Source organism: Duganella dendranthematis, assembly GCF_012849375.1.
Taxonomy (GTDB): Bacteria; Pseudomonadota; Gammaproteobacteria; order Burkholderiales; family Burkholderiaceae_D; genus Rugamonas; species Rugamonas dendranthematis.
Map to the genome: position 1 here is coordinate 2,161,414 of NZ_CP051684.1, position 19,708 is coordinate 2,181,121.

The following is a 19,708-nucleotide window of genomic DNA, read 5'->3' on the forward strand; positions in this document are numbered from 1 at the left end:
CGGGAGTGATTCTGTCAGTTTAATGATGAATCAGGCGTTCGGTTGAGGCCCCTATCCAAAGATATGGCGTGGTATCCGGCTGATGGTTTTTCAGTTGCCCAGCATGGTGAATCCGGCCCAGTAGAACGGGTGGCTGTGCGTGCCGGCCGGCATAATTGCCGACGCCGGTACATCGATCGGTTTCAGGCCGCGTGCACGTCCGGCGCCGGTTGCCGTTGCGCTGGCGATCTGTCGCAACTGTGCCTGGCGCAAGGCCTCCGGCTTGCTAACGCCGCGTCCCAGTGCCTGGTAGAAGTCGGTCATCAACGTGGCGGTGGAGCGGTCCGACACACGCCACAGGCTGGCCAGCACGTTGCGCGCGCCGCGTTCGCGCGCCAGCCAGGCCAGGCTGGCCAGTTCACGGCCGGTGGCGTCGACGCCGGCCGGCACCGCCGTTTCGCAGGCCGACAGGGTCAGCAGGTCCAGGCCGGTGAAGCGGAAGCGCGGCTGCGCCAGTTCCGCCAGGCTGAGACGTTGACCGTTGCCAAGCAGCAGGTAGGAACCGTCATCGCGGCCCGAGCGCAGCACGAAGTGGCTGGCGATGTGGACCATGCTGTCGCGTTGCAGCGCCTGCTCCAGGGTGGCGGCGGTAAAGCTGGCGTCCAGAAAAGTTTGGCTGGGAATATGGCCGGCGCGTTCGGTGGCGCTCACCGCCTGCAACTCACGCGCCACGTACGGCAGGGCCGGCAGATCGTCGGTGGCCTGGCTCTGGCCGAACAGCGCGACCGAATGCGTGCGCGTCGGGGCGTTGATTGCAGTCGGCACGTCGTTCGAGTCGGCGCCGCCGGCGACCTGAAGCGGCAAGCGCTCCACCAGCCAATGACGTCCATCATGCAGCATGGCGAACGGCAGGTAGCGCAGCACGCCGTTCAGCGACAAGTTCAGGCTGCGCGCCTGCGCCAACTCCTGCGCCACAGGCGCCAGCAGCTGGTTGTACAAACGCTGCGCCTGCGGACGCGGATCTTTGCCCGGATCTTGCGCCAGCCGCCGCAGCGTGGCAATTTCCCGCGCCAACGCAGCCTCATTGACCTCCAGCGTCACCACGCGCGCCACGTTGTCGTGCTGAACCACGATGCGCAAGCGGCGTTCGCTCACCAGATAAGTCAGTTGCAACCGCCCCACCGGCAGGGCCGCGCGTGTCACGGTGGTCAGCGGCACGACATCCGGCACCGCAGCCGACGCGGTGGACGAAGAAGCAGTCGGCGATGTTGCCGGAATGGGCGAGGCGGCGGCACTCGGCGCGCTCCACGCCGCCGTCGCCTCGTCCAATACACGCAGCATGTCAGCCTGCGCCGTCGCCAGCTCCGCCGCGCTGCCTGCGCTGCCCTGCGCCTGCTGTTCCCGTGCCTTCGCCAGCGCTTGGGCGGCTTGCTCCAATGCGTGCGTACGCGCCGTGAACTGCTGCTGCGCCGACTGATCCACGCCGTCGAAACCAAGACGCGCAATGCGGGCGTCCTGCCGGCCATCGGCGCTGGTGTCGGCGCCGCGCACCAGATCGTGGAATTCATTTTCCTCCACCATCGCCAGCACGCTTTCCGCTTCGCCGATACGTCGCCGGTCCAGCAAGCGATCAACCAATTGCTGATACGCTACCTGCTTCAGTTGCACAAAACTGTGCTGCTGCTCAACCGGCAAGCCAGTGATATTCTCACGCGCTAACTGCAAGGCATTCACCGCCTGCTTACCAAGAAACACCGCCTGATTGCCGTCATCGAGCACGCTCAACTGCGCAGCGGCACGCGCCTGCAACAACGTAGCGCGATTAGCCAGACCAATCGCCATGGCGCGCGCGCTTTGCTGACGCGCCAGCGCCAGATCCGGCACGCGTGCATTCAACGCGGCGGCATCCAGCAGCGCATTGGCATAAGTGGGATGCGACAGACCACGCTGTCCAGCCAACTGCTGCGCCAGCACGCCAACACGTTCTGCCAGCTCAGACAAGGCTTGCGCATTGATGCCAACCCGTTCGGCACGTACCGCGTTCAGCGCCAGATCCACTTCAGTCTGGCCATTGGCCATCGGATCAGGTAACGCCGCCACGCGCTGCGCCAACTCGGCCAGTGTGCTCTCGGCTTGCTCGTAGCGTCCCAGCGCCAGCAGCGCCTGCGCTCGCAGCATGGCGGCGACGCGCTCATCACCGCCCAACTCCCCTGCGCGGCCCGGGCTACGGCGGCGGCACGTTCGGCCTCCTCCAGCGCCGGCTGCGCCTGCCCTAGCGCCAGCAGCGCCTTGGCATGGGCCAGCTGAAGCCATACGCACGAAGCGGCAATCCCGCCCGGCATCGCGCGGCAAGCGTCAAATCCCGCCTGCGCCGCAGCCGCCGAGCGGCCCAGACGATTATTCGCCAGCTGCGCACTCGCCACGTCCTGCCAGGCGCTGATGGTTTGTGCATGGTGTTCGCCCAAGGTTGCGCGACGGATGCGCAGTACCTGTTCCGCCTCGCTGGCTGCCTTTGCCGCCTCGCCCAGCCGCAGGTGAATGGCCGATACGCGCGCCAGCGCATACGTGGAATTCACCGACTCGGGACCGAAACGCCGCACCGCGCTGGCCAGCCCCTGTTCGGCGAAGGTCAGTGCCGCCGCATCGTTGCCGGTTTCGGTGTACCACGCCGCCATATCCTGCGTGCTGGTCTGCGTTTCAGTGCGGTCCTGGCCGAAAGCGGCCAGACGGATACGGTAAGCGCGCTCCAGATAGTAGTAGGCCTCTTGTTGCTTGCCCTGGCGGAGCAGCAGCACGCCGACGTCGCGCATGCCCCAGGCGTGGTCGGTGCTGTCGGTGCCGGAGGTATGCTCCCAGATATCCATCGCCTCCTTGGCGTAGACCAGGCCGCGCGCATAGTCGCGCGTCATCAGCGTGATGCCGGACAGGTTGGACAGTAAGGTGCCATAAGAACTGGTGCGCGTGCCCTCCGACTTCGCCTTGACGCGTAGTGCTATTTCGCCCCACTGCCAGGCCAGGTCGAAACGGCTGGACTGGCGGTACAGATACATCAACTCGGCGGGATAATGCACACCTTCGCGATCGGGATCGCCATCCGGGGTGGCGCTGCTGTCGATCTTCTGGCGCAACGCCCAGCCTTCCAGCAAGGCCGCTTCGCTGTCCGCATAGCGGTTCAGGTGATGGACCGTCTGGCCATACTCCAATAAGGCCGCCGAGACGCCGCGTACATCGCCGGCCGCGCGGCACAGGCGCAGCGCTTCCTCGAAGGATGGAATGGCATCCTGATAGCGCTCTTCCCCGAACGCCTTGTCGCCAATCGCCAACAATTCGTCAGCAGCGGGCTGGCAACTACCGCTGGCGGCGCCCGCACCGGGCGCCACCGCCGGCGTCTGCGCCACGACCGGCGATCCGGCAGCCGCCACACACAGCCACGCGGCCCATGCCAGTAAGCTTCGCTTCATTGCCCGCCTCCTGTCGCCACGCGCCAGCTGACGCGCGCTACCTGCGCTTGATCTGGATTGTGCCCGGCCGCCAGCGAAGCGCCACGCTCGGCCGGTGCGGCAAGGTTGTTGCGCAAGGCATCGAGCAACGCGAAACGGCGCGGCATGGCGCCACTGGCAGCTGGCGCGGCCACCAGCGCCAGCCATTCCGGCGCGCCGGCCGCACCCTGCGCCGTCACCTCGAACTCGCGCTCAAAGCGGCTGATCTGGATCGGCGTGCCGGGCGGCAGACGGTTGCTGTCGCCTTCAAACGGCGGAAACACGCGGGTGGCCGGGCCGCTCAAGGGCAGATGCACAATCCCGGCATCGACCGAATCCTCACCACCGTTCTCGACGACCACGCGCAAACGCGTGCCAGGCGTCAGCAGGCCAAGGTCACGGTCGGCAAACGGCAAGCTGATGGCGGCCTGACCAGGCGCCTGAATCTCGATGCGGGCTTGCAGCAGCGGCGCGGCGGCGGCGGTCGATGGCAGCGCCAGCAAGGCGGCGAGGCTGGCGGCGCGCGCACGCAGGGCCGGCAGTTCCTTGTCTGCTACCCGCAAGCGTACCGCGCCGCGACCGGGCAGCGTAACGCTGACCGTGCGTGCGCCGCCCTGCCGGCCGAGGACGGCAACCGTAGATGCGCCAGCGGACGTACCGACAGGCGCGGCGCTGGCAGCCGCTGTGTTGGCCGGCAGCCGGCTAGCCCAGCCGCCAGCCGGCATCGTGCCGGTGCGTTGCAGGCCGGTGCTGCCGCCGTCAAGTGTGGTGTTGGCCAGCAACCTGCTAGCGCCGTCGCCGGCTGCTGCCGTGCTGTCGGTGACGGCCAGCCGTGCCTCGCCCCAGTTGACGTCGGTGATGCGCCAGGTGCTGGCGCCACGCTGCAATAGATCGCCCGCCTGCAAGCCATCAAGACGGCCATAGGGCACATACCAGCCGCGTCCATCCTGCCGCACCGGCCACAGCACCGGCGCACCGGCCGCCGTCCACAAGGCCTGCTCCAGCGTGCCGGCATACACCGGCGACGGCCGGGCACTGGCCGGCAGCTGCCGAGCGTCCAGCGCCTCGCGATAGTGCTGGTTGGTGGCGCTGGCCCAGGCCAGATAGCTGGCAGGACTATCGCCCAAACCGGCGATCAGCGCGCGCGTGAAGATGCCGCGGGCCTGGCCGGCATAGTCGCTGCTGAGCGCTTCGGCGCTGCGCTGCTGCGGCTCGGCGGCAAAGAAGCCAATGAACAATGGCCGTTCATGCGGCGTGGCCGCGCTGTCCGGCGGCGGCATGTCTGCACGCTCACTGGCCGGACGCCGACCGCCCAGACTGGCCGGCCGTGGCGCCCATCCCAGCGCCGCGCTGGACAGACCGCGCCACGCCAGGCCGGGATCACCGCGCGTGCTGCCGGCCGCGTAGCAACTGTCAAACAGCGCCACCACCTGCACCTGGCGCGCCGCCAGCGTGTCGATAGCGCGGCCGATGTCGGCACTGCTGATGCTGCCCGACAGCTGCCGGTTATGCGCATCGATGCGGGCGTCACGCGTCAACAGATGCACTTGCTGGCCGGATGGTGTTTGCCACACGCCCGGCTGTCCCGGCATCAGCAAGCCGTGGCCCGACCAGTAGAGCACCAGCACATCGTCCGGCCGTAGCGTTTTGCCGAGTTGCGTCAACTGGGTGAGGATGGCGCTGCGGGTCGGTGCTGCCGCGCCGTCGACACCGTCGGCCAGGCTGATGATATGGGTAGCGGAGAAGCCTTGCGCCAGCAGCGCGCTGCGCATGGCCGGCACGTCGTAACGCGGCCCGTTCAACCAGGCGCTGCGCGGCAAGGCCGGCATGGCCGAAACGCCGACCAGCAGCGCGTAGCGCTCGGCTGCCGCCGCTGGTGCGCCGATGCCAGCGGCAGCGGCCAACAACAAGACGAGCAGCCGGCCACGCATCAGGGTTGCGGCGCCGCCGGTGCGAGTGGAATCACGCTAGCTTCGGCCACCACGACGTTGGTCCGCAGTTGCGCCAGCGCAGCGGCGGCGTCCTCGGCTTGCAGCAGATAGCGCTGTCCGCCTTGCGGACCACTGACGATGCGGGCATGCGCTTGCAGCAGCGCCGCCTCGACCTGCGCCAGACTGGCGTCGGCGGCGAAGCGCACCTGCACGTTGGCGGCTGGGGCGGCGACGTTGAGTGGCGCGTCGCGCCAGGCCACATCGGTGTCCGGCGCGTGGCCCAGCATCCAGCCCTGCACCGCACACACCGCCACCAGCGACGCCACAATGGCCGGCGTGAACTGCGGCATCAGGCGCAGATCAAACAGCCGCTGCCACCAGGCGCTGCGTGACGGGCTGGCCGGACGCTGCGGCTGTGGCGGCGCGGCGGTAGGGGCCTCGACTGCCGGCGCGGCAGCGATGCGGCGATGCAGTTCATCCAGCCCGGTATCGCTGTCCATGGCCGCGATCTGCGCCGCGACAGCGCCGCGCACATCATCCAGCATGGCGGCCTGCGCCTGCCATGCCGGATCACTGGCCAGCAACGCCGCGATACGCTCCGCATCCTCGCCGGTGACGTGACCGGTGAGGTAATCGGGCAAGCGCTCCAGCAAACGTTGTTGCTCATCCATGACGGCCACCTTCCTGTACAAACCAGCGCTCCAGGCACTGGCGCAAATTGAGCCGGCCATGGAACAGCCGGCTCTTGACGGTCCCCTCCACCGTCCCTTGAATGCGGGCGATCTCGACCACCGACATATCTTCCAATGCCCACAACGTCAGGCTCTCGCGCTGCAGCGGATTGCGCAGCCGGCGCAAGCAATTCAGCACCGCCGAGCGGCGCTGCGCATTCTCCTGCAACACCATCGGACTCGGCGCCATCATCTCCAAGTGGGTGGCGGCCGCCTGCTCCAGCTCACCCTCTTCATCGAGCAGCACTTCCGCCGCCTGACGCTTGCCGTGGCGACGAATCTGATCGACCGTCTTGTTGCGCGTCAGCGTGAGCAGCCAGCTGGCGAATTCAATACGACCGTCGTAACGCAGCGGCGCTCGCCACAAATCATGAAACACATCGACCGTAACTTCGTCGGCGATGGCGTCCGCATCCAATCCACAACGCAGCAGCCTGGCATGGGCAAACACCCGCACCTTGCGCGACCAGCCGCGATACAGCGCATCGAGCGCGCGCTGGTCGCCACCGGCCATGGCCGCCAGCAGCTCGCTGGGCGCCAGCGTGGGCGTACTCAAGCGGGCCTCCGACGAAATTTTATGACGCTGGGATTGGTAATCATGAGAAACATTATAGGGTCAGATCATCATCTTTTGGCAACATACAAAAAACAAAAAATAATTTGAACCGTGCTCTCCAGCCCTACGAATAACACCGCGACAGGCTGCGTGTGCGGCACTGAAACTGGAGAGGAGAAACAGCATCATGAAAAAACGCGGCAAGATTTTGCGGGACACCAACGCCGGCCCCGGTCTGCTGAGTATCGACGGCGTGCAGCATCCATTCACGCTGGAAGCCCACTGGAAATCGGACACGCCGCCCAAGGTCGGCCTGGTGGTCGAAGCCGACCTGGATGATTCCGGCGCCTTGCGCACGGTGATCCCGGTGGCCGACACCCAACTGGCCAAGGAACAGGCGGAGCTGGCGATGCAAGCCGCCAAGGCTAAGGGCGGCGAACTGGCTGCCGGCCTGACCGCGCGCTTCGGCGTGCCGACCCTGGTCGCCATGGCGGCACTGGTAGCCGGCTGGTTCTTCCTCAACACCATCGCGATCCAGATCTCGTCCAGCTACCGCGTTGGACTGTCCTTCTGGAAAATCCTCGGCGTGCTCAACTCGCCCGCCACGCTGATGACCAGCTTTAGCGACGCCGGCGGCGGCGCTGGCGGCGGCATCTACGCCTTCCTGTGCATCGTCGCCCTGATCGCCCCGCTGGCGCCGCAAGTCTGGAAGGACAAGCGGGCGCACCTGGGCGGCCTGCTGCCCTTGGCCTTCATGCTGCTGGTAGCACTGATGGTCTACCTCGGCATCAGCGACAGCCTGAAGCAGGCGCAAGGCGCCGCCAGCATGTTCGGCGGCGGCCAGGGCGGGCGCATGGCCGAAAACATCGGCAACGAAATGCTGCGCGAAGCCATGCGCGCCATCTCCGTCGGCATCGGCGGCTACCTGTCGCTGGCCGCCAGCCTGTACCTGGCTGGCCGCAGCGCCATCCAATTCCTCGCCGCCAAGGCTTGAACCCACTTCTACTTGATCAAGGAAACACCATGCGCCACTCATTCCGTCTCCTCCCTGCCGCCAGCCTGCTGACGCTGGCCCTGCTGGCCGCTTGCGGCGACAAGACCACCACCGCACCGGCCGGCGCCGACGCCAAGCCGAATCTGGCCGACGCCGCCAAACCCGCCGTCATGGCCGAACAAGCCAAGGAACAAGCGCGCGCCGCCCTGCCGAAAGGCGATCCGAACACGCCGGCCAGCAGCTACACCGACATCGAAAGCGGCAACCAGCTGATGTTCGCCTACCTCGGCGTGGCCGGCATGCCGATCGACTACAACGAAGTGGCGACCAGCTACTCGCGCGACTACGCCACCGCCTCCGACGAGTTCAAGAAGAACGACCTGCTGAAAGCGCTGAAACTGAAGATCGATGCCGGCGTGGCGCAGGCGGCGCAGCAGCGCTACGTCAAGCTGGACATCCCTAGCCCGGTGCAGAAATACGACTTCGAGAAAAAAGGCTTCCCGCTCGATTCGTCGGTGTGGGAGAAAGGATCGTACCGCTACTTTGGTGACAACAGCAGCTACAAGATCGGTTTCAACAACGGTGCCAGCTTCCGCTATCTCAACGTGCCGGAAGAAGACAAGGCGCGCGTGATCGAAGGCTTACGCAGCAAGTACGAGTCCATGCACCTGGTGGTGTACGGCTATGTACAGGACGCCGACGTCAGCAAGAAAGTGGTGCAGGCGCAGATCCTCAAGGTCGAGCTGGTCGACAAAAAAGGCAACGTACTGGCCAGCCAGGCCGCTCAATAATCACGCTGACGGAAAGAAATCATGAACAACATCAAACGCGTACTGGCCTGCCTCGGCAGCCTGGCAGTCCTGACCGCCTGCACCACCGTCACGCCCAACAACCTCCGCGAAGTCAACGACAGCGAAGTGAAGTCGTGCAAGCTGGCCGGACCGGTCTACGGTTCCGACTCGGTATTTGTCGGTCTGAGCGCCGGCATCGGCACCAAGAACGCCAAGGCCAAAGCCATGAACGAAGCCGTGCGACTGAAAGCCACCGACGTGGTGTGGTCGCAGCAAGGCACCAGCATGACCAGCGAATGGATCGGCAAGGCCTACGTCTGCAAATGATCCGGCCCTAAATTGTAAAAAATCCCCATAACTTCAACGAGTTATGGGGATTTGTATTTTCCAAAGCTAAGCTGCTTTAGAACGGAATATCATCATCCATGTCCGAGAAGTTCGGTGCTGGACGCGGGGCTGGGCGTGGTGCTGGCGCCGGGGCCGCCATCTGCGGGCGCGGGGCCGGAGCCTGGCGCTGTGGTGGGGCTTCGTAGCCACCGCCACCGCCGTAGCTGTTGCCATCGTCCATGCCGGCGTCGCCGCCACCTGCGCGGCCACCCAGCATCTGCATGTTTTCCGCGATGATGTCGGTTGCGTATTTCTCTACGCCATCTTTATCGGTGTACTTACGGGTCTGCAGACGGCCTTCGACGTAGACCGACGAACCTTTTTTCAGGTACTGGCCGACGATTTCCGCCAGACGGCCGAAGAACGAAATACGGTGCCACTCGGTCAGCTCTTTCTGCTCACCGGTGTTACGGTCTTTCGATTTATACGAGGTCGCCACGGCGATGTTGGCGATCGCATCACCGCTAGGCATGTAGCGAATTTCAGGATCGCGACCCAGATTGCCGACGATGATGACTTTGTTGACTGATGCCATTTTATTAAAACTCCAATGTGTTCGACCAAACTAGAAGTTTATCTCACTTTTGACTTTGAACCCTAGAATCCGAGCGCAGTGATTTTGTTATCGCTCAAAATCCGTGTTGCCCGCCTGGTGAAATACCAGCTCTTCCACCGGCTTGCCGTTGCACAGGTGGTCGTCGATGATGCGGTCCATATTTTCCGGCGTGACGTTGTAATACCAGGTGCCGTCCGGCTGCACGCACATGATCGGACCACCCTTGCAGGCGGCAAAGCAGCTGACCCGGCTGCGCTTGACGCGCAACTCGCCTTCGTTCAGCCCGGCGGCCTTGAACTTGTCGCCCAGACTGTCGAACAGCGCCTGCGAGGCGCCGTCCTGGGCGCAGCGCGGGCCGGTGCAGATCAGGATGTGGCGGTAGTAATTGCCGATTTTCGGCTTGATGACGGCGTCACTCATGCTTCGCTCTCCTCGCTGGCGGCGGCTTCGGCCTCCACCGGTTCATTCAACGTGTCGCGGATATAGTCGGCCGGCAGGCGGTGGCGCGCGGCCAGCGTCTCGATGCTGTCGCCGGCCGCGTGTTCGGCCTGCAGCGTTTCCAGCCAGCCCAGCAGGCCGGTCGACAGCGAACGGCCTGCCTTCTCGCCTTCGCGCGTGGCGCCGCCCTCTTCCATATCGTACTTGTTGGCGTAGCCGCGCGGCGTCACCATCAGGCCGTGGCGCACGAAGGTGTTGCTGTTGCCGATCAGGACCGTGCTGAGCATGCCGATGTCGGCTTCGGCCATCGAATCGAGCGTGGTGAAGACGATGTTCTGGCGGCGGCGGTAACCGCTCTTGACGATAGCCACCGGGGTGTCCGGGCGGCGATGGCGCAGGAACAGGCGCTGCGCTTCGACGATCTGGCGCGTGCGGCGGCCGCTCTTCGGGTTGTACAGCGCGACCACGAAATCGGCCATGGCCACAGCGTCCAGCCGGCGGGCGATGGTCGGCCACGGCGTCAGCAGGTCGGACAGCGAGATCGCGCAGAAATCGTGCGTCAGCGGCGCGCCAACCAGCGCGGCGCAGCTGTTCAGCGCCGAGGCGCCGGGGATGATTTCCACCTGCACCGGATCGTCCGGCGTCCAGCCGGACTGGAACAACACTTCATAGGTCGGACCGGCCATGCCGTAGACGCCCGCATCGCCCGAGGAAATCAGCGCCACCTTCTTGCCGGCGCGCGCCGCTTCCAGCGCGCTGATGGCGCGGTCCAGCTCTTCGGTCATCGACTTGCGGATGATCTCCTTGCCTTCGATCAGATCGGCCACCAGCTTGATGTAGGTGACGTAGCCGATCACCACATCCGCTTCGGCGATGGCGTCGCGCGCGCGCTGCGTCATGTGTTCTACGCTGCCGGGGCCAATCCCCACCAGCATGATTTTTCCTGCTCCACTCATGGTGTTTTCCTTGCGATAGAGACGGTGGCGTTGCGGCCGTCCGTCCCTTTGTGTTTATGTTTTTCGACGACCAGCGCGGTCATCGGCGTATTCGGCCCGGCGGCCAGCAGCGCCGCCGCTTCGCTGACCGATGGCGTACCGGTGTACTTGCGCACGGTCTCGGATGGATGCGGCACGTCGACTGCGGCCAGTTGTTCGGCTTCGAAGAAGTGCAGCGGCCAGCCGTTTTCCTCGGCCAGCGCCAGCAGCGCCACTTCGTCCTTCTTCAGCGTGATGCTGGCGGCGGCCACCACTTGCTGCGGCTGCGCGCCGGCGGCGGCCAGCGCGGCATGCACGGCTTCGCGCACGGTCTCCAGCAGCACGCCGCGGTCGCAGCCGAGGCCTATGGTGAATGCTGGGCTCATGCGTCCTGCGGCGGGCGGTAGACCACCAGGCGTTCGGTCAGCGCAGTCCAGCGTTCGGCCGGCACCTCGGCGTGCGTCACCCACAGCAGCGCGGCGTAGCGGTCCAGCGGCACCTCGTCAAAGCTGGTGAAGCGGTGGATGTTCTCCGGCAGCGGCGTCGGACGGGTCCACCAATCCGGGCTGCCGGCTTCCTGCACGAAGGCGATTGGTTCGCCGTTGACCACGTGGGCGGACACGCGCGTGATGTTGATCTTCGGCGCTTCCACCTTCCAGCCCAGGTGGCGTCCCAGGATATCGACCGGAATGGTGCGGCCGACGTCGGAGGCGGTGGTCAGCACCGGCGCGGCGCCCAGCAGGTCGGCAATACGCTCGCTCCACTCATTGGCGCCGCCGACGTGGCCGGACAACACCGGAATCACGTACTGGCCGGCGTCGTCCACCACGATGATGCCTGGGTCTTCGTCCTTGCTGCGCAGGTGCGGCGCGATCAGGCGCACCACGGCGCCCAGTGAGACGAAGAAGATGATCTGGTCATAGCCGGCAAACAGCGGGCCGATTTCGTCGCGCAGTGCGCCGTCGTAGGCGCGCACGGTGTTGCTGGCTTCCGCGAACGTGGCGGCGAATTTGGCCGAGGTGCAGATATCCGCTTCCGGCAGGTCGACGGCCAGACGCGCGGCTTGTGCGGCGCCGTGCTTGGTGATGGCGACCAGGCATACGCGCGGTGCCGGCTGATTGATGATGGTGCTCATGCAGTGGTCTCCAGGGAGTGAGGTTGTGGGCCATCCTTGCGCAGGCAGCCCTTGATGCGTTCACCGCGAATGCGGTGCGGATGTTTGATGATGAGCAGCGACAGGTAGCTGACTTTGGTGCCGCGCAGCGTGAGGATGTCGTTGCCGCTGAACCGGCGTTCGTCCGGCGCGCCGACGCGTTCGATGAAGTGCGCGCCGTCCAGCAAGTCGCGGCGTTGCATCCAGTCGATCAATTCGTCGAGGATGGGTTTTACCTTCATCAGGATCAGCGTGTCAAAGTCCGGCAGCAGGCGGTCCACCGCGCTAACGCCGTAGGCTGCCGGCACGATGGCGACCGTGTCGTCCTGCTCAGAGAACGGCACCGGCACCTTGGCGCAGGCGGCGGTGAAAGAGTTGACGCCGGCGATGATCTGCACCGGCACCTGCGGGTCGATGGCGTTGACGGTGCGGGCCAGGTGGCCGAAGGTGGCGTAAGTACTGGCGTCGCCTTCCACCAGGAACAGCACGTCGCGGCCTTCGCGCAGCCAGGGCAACACGGTGTCGGCGGCGCGCAGCCATGCGCGGCCAAGCTTTTCGCCGTCATGCGTCATCGGGAACAGCAGTTGCGTGTGATGATCGGGCGGGGTGACGCCGGAGCGCACCACGATATCGAAGGCGTAGCTGGGCGTCTTGCCGCTGCGTGCCGGGTAGACCCAGATGGTGTCGCGGCGTTGAAGCGCTTCCCACGCGGCGCGCGTGATCAGGCCAGGGTCGCCGGGGCCGAGCGAGATGCCCCATAAGGTGCCGGGCTTAGTCGCTTGATCAGTCATTATTGGCCTCCCGGCGCGCGCAGACGATCCATACCGGATTCTCGGCCGCCATGCGGTGCATGTGCAGGATAGGCTTGCTGCGCGAGGCTTGCAGTTGCAGCACGTCCCAGCTGACGCCTTCCATCGCTTGCAGCGTGGCGGTGGCGGTGGCGAGGTTTTCCAGCGTGACGAAGTTCATCACCAGCGTGCCGTTGGGACGCAGACGCGCGATGGTGCCGGCGATGAGTCCCGCCAGTTCGCCGCCGGAGCCACCGATGAAGACAGCGTCCGGATCGGGCCAAGTGTCCAGCTGCTCCGGCGCTTTGCCAAGATGCAGGCTGTAGTTGCTGATGCCGAAGGCCGCGTGATTCTGTCCGGCGATGCCGAAATCGGCGTCGTTCTTTTCAATCGCGTAGACGTGGCCTTGCGGGCAAAGACGCGCCGCCTCCAGCCCCACCGAGCCGGAACCGGCGCCGATGTCCCACACCACGCTGTCCGCATGCAGTTGCAGGCGCGCCAGGCTGACGGCGCGGACTTCCTGCTTGGTGATCAGACCCTTCTCCGGCTGGCGTTGCGCAAACTCCGTGTCGGCCAAGCCGAATCGCACCGGTCGCGCGGCTGGCGTTATGCGCCACAGCAGCACCACGTTGAGCGCGGCGAACGTCATCTCGGCCGCTTGCTGCGGCGTCAGTTCGGCCAGCACGCGCTCTTCCGGTTGCAGCAGGTTTTCCGCCACCGCCATCAGGAAGTCGTCGCCGAGTCCTTCCGCCACCAGCAGGCGCGCGATGCGGTCGGGCGAGTTATCGGGGCTGGTCAGGATCAGCAGGCGCGCATGCTGGCGCGTGGCTTGCGCCAGCGCGTACAGACCGTGACCCGGCTTGGCGCCACGCTGCCACTCGCCGGCATCCTTGGCGTGCACCGAGACGATGCGCGCATCCTGCCACGCCAGGCCTATGCGCGCGCAGGCCAGCTGCAAGGTCGACAGGTTGGGCAGGATATCCAGCGCTTCCACGCACAGGTGCTGCGCCAGATACGGTGCAATGCCATGGCATAGCGGGTCGCCGGTGGCCAGCACCACGCAGGCCAGGTTGTCGGCCCGCGCGGCGCGGACCCACTCCGGCACTTCTTTCAGTTTGCCGGTGAGGTCGTGACGCACCGAGCCGGTTTTGAATTCGCGTTCCAGCAGCGCCAGCGTGCGCGCGCCGCCGATGATCACATCAGCACTGCGCAGCAAGGCGAGCGCGGTGGCGTTCAGGCTGGCGACACCGTCATCTAGCACGCCGATGACGCGGCAGGGATTGGGATCTTTGATTTCCATTCTTAGGTTTCCGGTAAGTGATCGACGCCGGTGCGGCCAGCGCTGGCGGGACGTTCGTGCGGTTCGGCAGGCGCGGACCAGACATCCGCTACCTGCACGCCACTGAAATCGCACACCAGCACGCGCAGCTGGAACGCGCGGCCATAGCGGTCTGGCGCGGTCAACGTGTCGATGGCGGCTTGCGCCAGTGCGTGGTGGAAGGCGTCGCCCAGGCCGCGTTCCACCATCAGCTCTGCGCCAAAGCGCGCGGTTTCGGCGGCGGCCATGGCGGCGCAGTCTTCTTCTGTGGCGCCGATGCGGCGGGCGATTTCCGCCACCAGGTCGGTATCAACCTCGCTGCGATTGGCGTGGGTGATGGTTTCGCCCTGCGCGATCTTGGTTAGTTTGCCAACCATGACCGCCATCACCACCAGCTCGATGCCTTGCGCGACCACTTCATCGAGCGCATAGCGCAGGAAGTCGCCCATCTGCACAAAGCAGGCGGACGGCAGTTCGGGACGTTCGGCGCGCAGCGTGGTCATGGCGAAGGTTTCGGTGCGTCCTCCCGTAGTCAGTGCGACCAGGTTGTAGCCGGCGGTGGCGGCCACCTGCACACCCTGCACCACACTCGCGCGCCAGGCGGCGGTGGAATACGGCTTGACGATGCCGGTGGTGCCGAGGATGCTGATGCCACCCAAAATGCCCAAGCGGGCATTGGTGGTTTTCTTGGCCATCACCTGGCCGTCCGGTACGCTGATGGTGACTTCGATGCCGTGTTCCGCCAGCAGCGCCGGCGCGGCTTCGCGCAAGTTGTCGGCGATGTTTTTGCGCGGGACTGGATTGATGGCCGGACCGCCCACCTCCAGGCCGAGGCCTTTCATGGTGACGGTGCCGACGCCATCGCCGGCCACGTACGAGACCACGCCGGCTTCACCGGGCAGCAGGCGCAGATCGACTGTCATGTGCGCGCCGTCGGTACAATCGGGATCGTCGCCGGCAAACTTGACGACCATGGCGTGCGCGCGGCCATCGCCGCAGCTGCCGTCATGGATGGCGAACGTCACCCGGCTGCCGTTGGGCAGCAGGCTTTCGATTTCTTCCGGCACCTTGCCATGGACGAGTCCCAGCACCGCCGCGCGCGCCGCAGCGGCAGAACAGGCGCCGGTGGTGAAACCGGTACGGGTGCCACGTTCGGCAGCCGTTTTTTCCTTCATGGCGTGGCCTTCTGGCGTGCTTCGGCCAGCGACAGCAGCGCGTGCAGCGTTGCCACCACCAGCGTGGAGCCACCTTTGCGGCCACGGATGACGATCCACGGCACGTCGGTCAGTTCGGCCATCAGGTCTTTGGATTCGGCGGCGGAGACGAAGCCCACCGGCATGCCGACCACCAGCGCGGGCTTCACGCCTTCTTCGCGGATCAGGCGTACCACTTCGATCAAAGCGGTAGGGGCGTTGCCGATGCCGATGATGGCGTTGTCCAGCAGGCCGAGACGGTGCGCCTTGCGCATCGCCTGCACGGCGCGCGTGGTGTCTTCGGCCTTGGCGGTTTCGATGACATCCGGGTCGCTGATGAACTGGTGGGGCTTCATGTCGAAGTGGCCGAGGCGCGGTTGCGACAGGCCGGAGCAGATCATTTCAACGTCGGCAACGACTGGTGTGCCGCCTTTTAGCATAGCCTGGACGCCAGCTTCCACTGCGTCTGCATGGAAGTCGGTCAGGCCGTTGAAATCGAAATCGGCGTTGGCGTGGATCATGCGCCGCACGATGGGCCATTGACCTTCGGTGTACGTGTGCGGGCCGACTTCGGCGTCGATGATGGCGAAGCTGTCGTGCTCAATAACCTGGCCGGCGCGCGTTAGCTGCTCGGTGACGGTGTTCACGGTGCTCATGCTGGATGGCTTTCAGGCTTGGCGTGTGGGTGATCGTGGCCATGATCATGGTCATGTGCATGGTCATGATGCGCATGATCGTGGTCGTGGTCATGCGCGTGGTCGCCGTGTGCATGGGCGTGATCCTCGTGTGCGTGCTCCTGGCCTGACGCGTGGTCATGCGGTGCATGATCGTGCGTATGCGCGTGCGAGTGGCCGTGACCCAGGTCATGGGCGATGACGCGGTAGGTACAACCATCGCAAGGCAGGCGGCTATCCGGCACGCCGGCGCGCAGATCTTCCACTCGCTGGTCCATCAACTCAAAGATCTCTTTCTCAAAGCCGAAATGCTCACTGCAAGCAAAGCGCACCTGCGGATACTGCCCGCGCAGATGTTCCACCTGACGGTGAATGCGCTGCATCAGCGTGCCGGTGTACAGGTAATACGGCAGCACCACAATCTGGCGCATACCCAGCAGCACGTGGCGCTGCACCACCTTCTCCAGGCGCGGCCAGGTAATGCCGGTGAACGCCAGGTCAACCAGTTCATGATCGCCTTCTTCCAGCAACCAGCGCGCCATCTTGGCCATTTCGCCATTGGCGCCACGGTCGGACGAGCCACGGCCCAGCACCACCACGCCGGTGGTGGTTGGATCCGGCATGTCCAGCGCGTTCATGGCCTTGCGCAGACGGCGCTTGAGGATCGCCAGGATCGGATCGCACGCGGTCAGGTGCGGCGCCAGCAGAATCTCGGTTTGCGGGCAAGCCAGGCGCGCCTGCTCGATCGCTTCCGGAATCTCCATCTTCACGTGACCGGCCGCGTTCAGGATCAGCGGCACCACCAGCACGCGGCGCGAACTGCGCGCGGCGCTCAGCAAGGCGGCATTCATCTCCGGCGGCGCAAACTCGATGAAGCACAACTCAATGCGCCAATCCGGACGCCGCGCGCGCCACTGCTCCGTGAATTCACGAATCTCCTGGTTACCGGAGTCCTCGCGGGAACCGTGGCCGACAATCAGGATCGTGTCCTTGGAAACTTGGTTCATGCGCTCGCCTTTCTGAAACGATGGGTAAATGTAGGGTCATACAACTTGGAGCGCGCCAGGGTTTCCCAGTGCAGCGCGCCCAGCGTCGGACTGGCGACGATCATCGCCTGGCTCGCAATGCCGGCCTCCCGGCACTTCTGTTTGATATCGGCCAGCGTGCCGCGGACGATTTTTTGTTCGCCAGGCCAGCTGGCCTTGTGCACCACCAGCATCGGCGCATCCTCGGCCCAGCCGGCGGCGCGCAATGCGGTTTCCACCTTGTGCATCAGAGTGATCGACAGGAAGATACAGATGGTGGTGCGGTGCGCTGCCAGGCTGGCGAGGTCTTCGCCCTCCGGCATCGGCGTGCGACCTTCCACGCGGGTGAGGATGACGGTTTGCGTCACTTCGGGCAGCGTCATGGATTCGCCGGCGGCGGCCATCGACGCCATCGCCGACGATACGCCCGGCACCACCGACCATTCGATGCCGGCGTCGGTCAGTGGACGCGCCAGTTCGATCAGCGCGCCGTACAGCGCCGGGTCGCCGGTCTGCAAGCGCACCACGGTGGCGTGCCGGCTGGCCTGATCGATCAACCATGCGGTCATGTCTTCCAGCGTCATGTCCTTGGAGTCGCGGATGGCGCAGCCGGGCGGTGCGTACAGCGTGACGGCGTGGTCGACGAGCGATCCTGCAAACAGCACCGCGCCAGCCTGCGACAGCAGCTTCTGACCTTTGACGGTGATGAGTTCCGGGTCGCCGGGACCGGCGCCGACGAACCAGATTTTTCCAAGGGTGGTCATGCAGTGATTACTCCTGATTGTTTGAGTGCGCGCAGCGTGCTTAAGGTATCGAGCAGGGCGTCGACGCTGCGGGGCGCCGGGCCTGGCGGCAGCACGCCGAGGGCCACCAGTTCCGCGTGCAGCGCCAGTGCGGCCGGTGGACGCTGGCCGGCCGCTTGCAGCACGTCGGTCTGCGCGGCTAGTTGCTGCGCGGGGCCGGAGGCGATGCAGCGGCCGGCCGCCATCACGTGGATGTCGTCGGCCCAGCGCAGCGCGAAGTCGATGTCGTGGGTGGACAGCAGGATGGTGACGCCGCGTGCGGCCAGACGGTCCAGCAGTGCTGTCAATTCGGTTTGCATGGGGGCGTCGAGGCCTGCCATCGGCTCGTCCAGCAGCAGCACGTCGGGTTCCATCGCCAGCACGCCGGCGATGCAGACGCGTTTTTTCTGGCCGAAACTCAGTTGGTGGACGGCGCGGCGCGCGTGGCTGCGCAGGCCTACCGCATCCAGTGCGGTGGCGACGCGGTGGCGCACTTCGTACTCGTGGAGGCCAAGATTGAGCGGGCCAAAAGAGACGTCTTCTTCCACCAGCGCGGAGAACAGCTGGCGGTCCGGGTTCTGGAACACCAGGCCGACGCGGGTGCGCAGCGCGGTCAGGCCTTTGCGGCTGTAGTCGAACGGTTGGCCTCTCTGGCGCAGCGTGCCAGCGGTGGGACGCAGCAGGCCGTTCAGATGTTGCAGCACGGTGGTCTTGCCGGCGCCATTGGTGCCCAGCAGGGCGTAGCGGCGGCCTCGGTGCAGCGTCAGCGTGCAGTCGTCCAGGCCCGCGCTGCCGTCGGGGTAAACGTGGCTGACGGCTCGCAGTTCCAGCAGCGGCGCGCTCACAGGCGGTCTCCCAAGGCGATGGCCAGCATCAGCGCGCCAGCCAACACGGAAAAGGTAATTTGGCGGCCAGCTTGCGGATAGGCAGCGGGCAGGAAGCGCAACGTGCCTTGGTAGACGCGGGCATCCGCGGCAGTTTGCAGGGCGGCGGCGCGTTGCCATACCTGAATCGCCATCTGGCCGGCCAGCAGCCCGGTGGAGCGCCAGGCCTGGCGCCAGTTGCGATAGCCGAGACGCGCGGTTTGCGCGGTGATGCTTTCGTCCCACGCCTGGCGCATGACGAACAGCATGCGGTAGCACAGGACCATCAGATCGAGCAGCAGTTCCGGTGTGCGCAGCTTGCGCAGCAGCGCGAGCAGGTCAGGCAATGGAGTGGTCAGCACGAGGCCGAGCATGGCGGCCAGCATGGCGAACGAGCGCAGCGCCAAATGCTCGATGGTCGGCAGCATGGTGGTCGTGAGGTTCCAATGGCCGTTAGCGTCCGGGCCAAACAGCATTGTCAGGCAGGACAGCAGCAGGAAGCCGAGCGGCGGCAGCGCGACCGCGATGTAGCTGCGCAGCTGCACGCGCGCGCCGAGCAGCGCGGCCAGCACCAGCATGGCCGTCAGCACGGCGAATGCGACCGGACTGCGCGCCAGCCACGCCGCGACAAAGCCCGCCAGCGCAAACAGCGCCTTGGCCGCAGGCGCCACATCGCGCCAGCGGCTGGCGTAAGCCGACGATTCAATCAGCACGTTGATCCTGCGCCGATGCGGCCTTCGAAACGCGTTCGCGGGCGACGGAGAGGCCGAGCCAGAAGCCGATCACGCCCGCGCCGATGGCAGCTTGCAGCGCGAACAGCAGCGACGCGATTTCATCACTGGCCGGTTCGAATACCGGCGCAAACCACGGCTTGTAGCCCGGTGCGATATCGCCGATGGCGCGCTGCGCGCGGTCGTCCGCACCGGCAAACAGCGCCGGCGCTTCCCCGCCCGGATTGGCCGGCGGCGCGCTTACCAGCCACAAAGGCAGCACCGTTAGCGCCACGATGGCCAGCCATACCAGCACCGTACGGGCCTTCATGCGCCCCCTTCCGGGCGCCCAGCATCATCACCGGCAGCGAACGCAGTTCGTGCGC

22 protein-coding genes are annotated in these 19,708 nt (G+C 65.7%); 3 read left to right on the top strand and 19 right to left on the bottom strand.

From position 1 onward, the window contains the following. Window positions 1-90: 90 nt before the first annotated feature. From HH213_RS30540 to HH213_RS09910, 5 genes are read right to left on the bottom strand one after another with little or no spacing between them, the layout of a single operon-like run. A complete protein-coding gene (locus HH213_RS30540) occupies window positions 91-2,058 on the bottom strand; it encodes a CHAT domain-containing protein (RefSeq protein WP_308494544.1) in 1,968 nt (655 codons plus the stop codon). Beyond that, on the bottom strand, window positions 2,022-3,440 hold the full coding sequence (locus HH213_RS30140; RefSeq protein ID WP_229263378.1) for a tetratricopeptide repeat protein: 1,419 nt from the start codon (window positions 3,438-3,440) through the stop codon (window positions 2,022-2,024). Before HH213_RS30140 ends, HH213_RS30540 begins: the two co-directional genes overlap by 37 nt. After that, a complete protein-coding gene (locus HH213_RS09900; RefSeq protein ID WP_169112145.1) occupies window positions 3,437-5,389 on the bottom strand; it encodes a caspase family protein in 1,953 nt (650 codons plus the stop codon). Before HH213_RS09900 ends, HH213_RS30140 begins: the two co-directional genes overlap by 4 nt. Beyond that, window positions 5,389-6,060: a hypothetical protein gene (locus HH213_RS09905; RefSeq protein WP_169112146.1), complete on the bottom strand. Its 672-nt coding sequence runs from the start codon at window positions 6,058-6,060 to the stop codon at window positions 5,389-5,391. The genes HH213_RS09900 and HH213_RS09905 overlap by 1 nt, the downstream gene beginning before the upstream one ends. Next, on the bottom strand, window positions 6,053-6,676 hold the full coding sequence (locus HH213_RS09910) for an RNA polymerase sigma factor (protein WP_169112147.1): 624 nt from the start codon (window positions 6,674-6,676) through the stop codon (window positions 6,053-6,055). Before HH213_RS09910 ends, HH213_RS09905 begins: the two co-directional genes overlap by 8 nt. A gap of 187 nt (window positions 6,677-6,863) precedes the next feature. Here HH213_RS09910 and HH213_RS09915 point away from each other — a divergent pair, with 187 nt between their 5' ends. Genes HH213_RS09915 through HH213_RS09925 form a run of 3 tightly spaced genes read left to right on the top strand, consistent with a single transcriptional unit; the run spans window position 6,864 to window position 8,788 of the window. Then, complete coding sequence (locus HH213_RS09915; protein ID WP_169112148.1) at window positions 6,864-7,670, top strand: hypothetical protein; 807 nt, start codon at window positions 6,864-6,866, stop codon at window positions 7,668-7,670. Between the two features lie 29 nt (window positions 7,671-7,699). Then, the gene (locus tag HH213_RS09920) at window positions 7,700-8,461 is read left to right on the top strand and encodes a DUF4852 domain-containing protein (protein WP_169112149.1); all 762 of its coding nucleotides are present in this window, start codon (window positions 7,700-7,702) and stop codon (window positions 8,459-8,461) included. A 21-nt stretch (window positions 8,462-8,482) separates the two neighbouring features. Beyond that, the gene (locus HH213_RS09925; protein ID WP_110845813.1) at window positions 8,483-8,788 is read left to right on the top strand and encodes a hypothetical protein; all 306 of its coding nucleotides are present in this window, start codon (window positions 8,483-8,485) and stop codon (window positions 8,786-8,788) included. Window positions 8,789-8,864: 76 nt separating this feature from the next. Here HH213_RS09925 and ssb read toward each other — a convergent pair whose 3' ends face one another. From ssb to HH213_RS09995, 14 genes are all read right to left on the bottom strand, one after another. Beyond that, a complete protein-coding gene (gene ssb / locus HH213_RS09930; RefSeq protein WP_110845814.1) occupies window positions 8,865-9,383 on the bottom strand; it encodes a single-stranded DNA-binding protein in 519 nt (172 codons plus the stop codon). A gap of 87 nt (window positions 9,384-9,470) precedes the next feature. Beyond that, window positions 9,471-9,824, bottom strand: coding sequence for a (2Fe-2S) ferredoxin domain-containing protein (locus HH213_RS09935; RefSeq protein WP_110845815.1), 354 nt, complete (start codon window positions 9,822-9,824; stop codon window positions 9,471-9,473). Further along, window positions 9,821-10,798, bottom strand: coding sequence for a precorrin-3B C(17)-methyltransferase (gene cobJ / locus HH213_RS09940; RefSeq protein ID WP_110845816.1), 978 nt, complete (start codon window positions 10,796-10,798; stop codon window positions 9,821-9,823). The genes HH213_RS09935 and cobJ overlap by 4 nt, the downstream gene beginning before the upstream one ends. Then, entirely contained in the window at window positions 10,795-11,202 is a 408-nt protein-coding gene (locus tag HH213_RS09945) for a cobalamin biosynthesis protein (protein WP_169112150.1), read from the bottom strand. The genes cobJ and HH213_RS09945 overlap by 4 nt, the downstream gene beginning before the upstream one ends. Continuing rightward, window positions 11,199-11,951 carry a cobalamin biosynthesis central domain-containing protein gene (locus HH213_RS09950; RefSeq protein WP_174864403.1) on the bottom strand — a complete coding sequence of 251 codons (753 nt, stop codon included), beginning with the start codon at window positions 11,949-11,951 and terminating at the stop codon, window positions 11,199-11,201. Before HH213_RS09950 ends, HH213_RS09945 begins: the two co-directional genes overlap by 4 nt. After that, window positions 11,948-12,760: a precorrin-2 C(20)-methyltransferase gene (gene cobI / locus HH213_RS09955; RefSeq protein ID WP_169112151.1), complete on the bottom strand. Its 813-nt coding sequence runs from the start codon at window positions 12,758-12,760 to the stop codon at window positions 11,948-11,950. The genes HH213_RS09950 and cobI overlap by 4 nt, the downstream gene beginning before the upstream one ends. Then, window positions 12,753-14,057 carry a precorrin-6y C5,15-methyltransferase (decarboxylating) subunit CbiE gene (gene cbiE, locus HH213_RS09960; RefSeq protein ID WP_169112152.1) on the bottom strand — a complete coding sequence of 435 codons (1,305 nt, stop codon included), beginning with the start codon at window positions 14,055-14,057 and terminating at the stop codon, window positions 12,753-12,755. Before cbiE ends, cobI begins: the two co-directional genes overlap by 8 nt. 2 nt (window positions 14,058-14,059) lie before the next feature. Beyond that, on the bottom strand, window positions 14,060-15,250 hold the full coding sequence (locus HH213_RS09965; protein WP_169112153.1) for a cobalt-precorrin-5B (C(1))-methyltransferase: 1,191 nt from the start codon (window positions 15,248-15,250) through the stop codon (window positions 14,060-14,062). Then, complete coding sequence (locus HH213_RS09970; protein ID WP_169112154.1) at window positions 15,247-15,924, bottom strand: precorrin-8X methylmutase; 678 nt, start codon at window positions 15,922-15,924, stop codon at window positions 15,247-15,249. Before HH213_RS09970 ends, HH213_RS09965 begins: the two co-directional genes overlap by 4 nt. Then, window positions 15,921-16,949, bottom strand: coding sequence for a sirohydrochlorin chelatase (locus HH213_RS09975; protein WP_169112155.1), 1,029 nt, complete (start codon window positions 16,947-16,949; stop codon window positions 15,921-15,923). Before HH213_RS09975 ends, HH213_RS09970 begins: the two co-directional genes overlap by 4 nt. Continuing rightward, complete coding sequence (gene cobM, locus HH213_RS09980) at window positions 16,946-17,731, bottom strand: precorrin-4 C(11)-methyltransferase (protein ID WP_161051485.1); 786 nt, start codon at window positions 17,729-17,731, stop codon at window positions 16,946-16,948. The genes HH213_RS09975 and cobM overlap by 4 nt, the downstream gene beginning before the upstream one ends. Continuing rightward, on the bottom strand, window positions 17,728-18,594 hold the full coding sequence (locus HH213_RS09985; RefSeq protein WP_169112156.1) for an energy-coupling factor ABC transporter ATP-binding protein: 867 nt from the start codon (window positions 18,592-18,594) through the stop codon (window positions 17,728-17,730). Before HH213_RS09985 ends, cobM begins: the two co-directional genes overlap by 4 nt. Continuing rightward, window positions 18,591-19,325, bottom strand: coding sequence for a cobalt ECF transporter T component CbiQ (gene cbiQ / locus HH213_RS30145; RefSeq protein ID WP_169112157.1), 735 nt, complete (start codon window positions 19,323-19,325; stop codon window positions 18,591-18,593). The genes HH213_RS09985 and cbiQ overlap by 4 nt, the downstream gene beginning before the upstream one ends. Next, the gene (locus tag HH213_RS09995) at window positions 19,315-19,653 is read right to left on the bottom strand and encodes an energy-coupling factor ABC transporter substrate-binding protein (protein ID WP_169112158.1); all 339 of its coding nucleotides are present in this window, start codon (window positions 19,651-19,653) and stop codon (window positions 19,315-19,317) included. The genes cbiQ and HH213_RS09995 overlap by 11 nt, the downstream gene beginning before the upstream one ends. Window positions 19,654-19,708 lie beyond the last annotated feature (55 nt).

Excerpts from the sequence above, each read along its gene's own strand:
- HH213_RS09995 (WP_169112158.1), bottom strand. The coding sequence starts at position 19,653 with ATGAAGGCCCGTACGGTGCTGGTATGGCTGGCCATCGTGGCGCTAACG.
- cobI (WP_169112151.1), bottom strand. The coding sequence starts at position 12,760 with ATGACTGATCAAGCGACTAAGCCCGGCACCTTATGGGGCATCTCGCTC.
- ssb (WP_110845814.1), bottom strand. The coding sequence starts at position 9,383 with ATGGCATCAGTCAACAAAGTCATCATCGTCGGCAATCTGGGTCGCGAT.
- HH213_RS09975 (WP_169112155.1), bottom strand. The coding sequence starts at position 16,949 with ATGAACCAAGTTTCCAAGGACACGATCCTGATTGTCGGCCACGGTTCC.
- HH213_RS09970 (WP_169112154.1), bottom strand. The coding sequence starts at position 15,924 with ATGAGCACCGTGAACACCGTCACCGAGCAGCTAACGCGCGCCGGCCAG.
- HH213_RS09945 (WP_169112150.1), bottom strand. The coding sequence starts at position 11,202 with ATGAGCCCAGCATTCACCATAGGCCTCGGCTGCGACCGCGGCGTGCTG.
- HH213_RS09915 (WP_169112148.1), top strand. The coding sequence starts at position 6,864 with ATGAAAAAACGCGGCAAGATTTTGCGGGACACCAACGCCGGCCCCGGT.
- cbiE (WP_169112152.1), bottom strand. The coding sequence starts at position 14,057 with ATGGAAATCAAAGATCCCAATCCCTGCCGCGTCATCGGCGTGCTAGAT.
- HH213_RS30540 (WP_308494544.1), bottom strand. The coding sequence starts at position 2,058 with ATGGCCAATGGCCAGACTGAAGTGGATCTGGCGCTGAACGCGGTACGT.
- cobM (WP_161051485.1), bottom strand. The coding sequence starts at position 17,731 with ATGACCACCCTTGGAAAAATCTGGTTCGTCGGCGCCGGTCCCGGCGAC.
- HH213_RS09965 (WP_169112153.1), bottom strand. The coding sequence starts at position 15,250 with ATGAAGGAAAAAACGGCTGCCGAACGTGGCACCCGTACCGGTTTCACC.
- HH213_RS09900 (WP_169112145.1), bottom strand. The coding sequence starts at position 5,389 with ATGCGTGGCCGGCTGCTCGTCTTGTTGTTGGCCGCTGCCGCTGGCATC.
- HH213_RS09920 (WP_169112149.1), top strand. The coding sequence starts at position 7,700 with ATGCGCCACTCATTCCGTCTCCTCCCTGCCGCCAGCCTGCTGACGCTG.
- HH213_RS09925 (WP_110845813.1), top strand. The coding sequence starts at position 8,483 with ATGAACAACATCAAACGCGTACTGGCCTGCCTCGGCAGCCTGGCAGTC.
- HH213_RS09935 (WP_110845815.1), bottom strand. The coding sequence starts at position 9,824 with ATGAGTGACGCCGTCATCAAGCCGAAAATCGGCAATTACTACCGCCAC.
- HH213_RS09950 (WP_174864403.1), bottom strand. The coding sequence starts at position 11,951 with ATGAGCACCATCATCAATCAGCCGGCACCGCGCGTATGCCTGGTCGCC.
- cobJ (WP_110845816.1), bottom strand. The coding sequence starts at position 10,798 with ATGAGTGGAGCAGGAAAAATCATGCTGGTGGGGATTGGCCCCGGCAGC.
- HH213_RS30140 (WP_229263378.1), bottom strand. The coding sequence starts at position 3,440 with ATGAAGCGAAGCTTACTGGCATGGGCCGCGTGGCTGTGTGTGGCGGCT.
- HH213_RS09905 (WP_169112146.1), bottom strand. The coding sequence starts at position 6,060 with ATGGATGAGCAACAACGTTTGCTGGAGCGCTTGCCCGATTACCTCACC.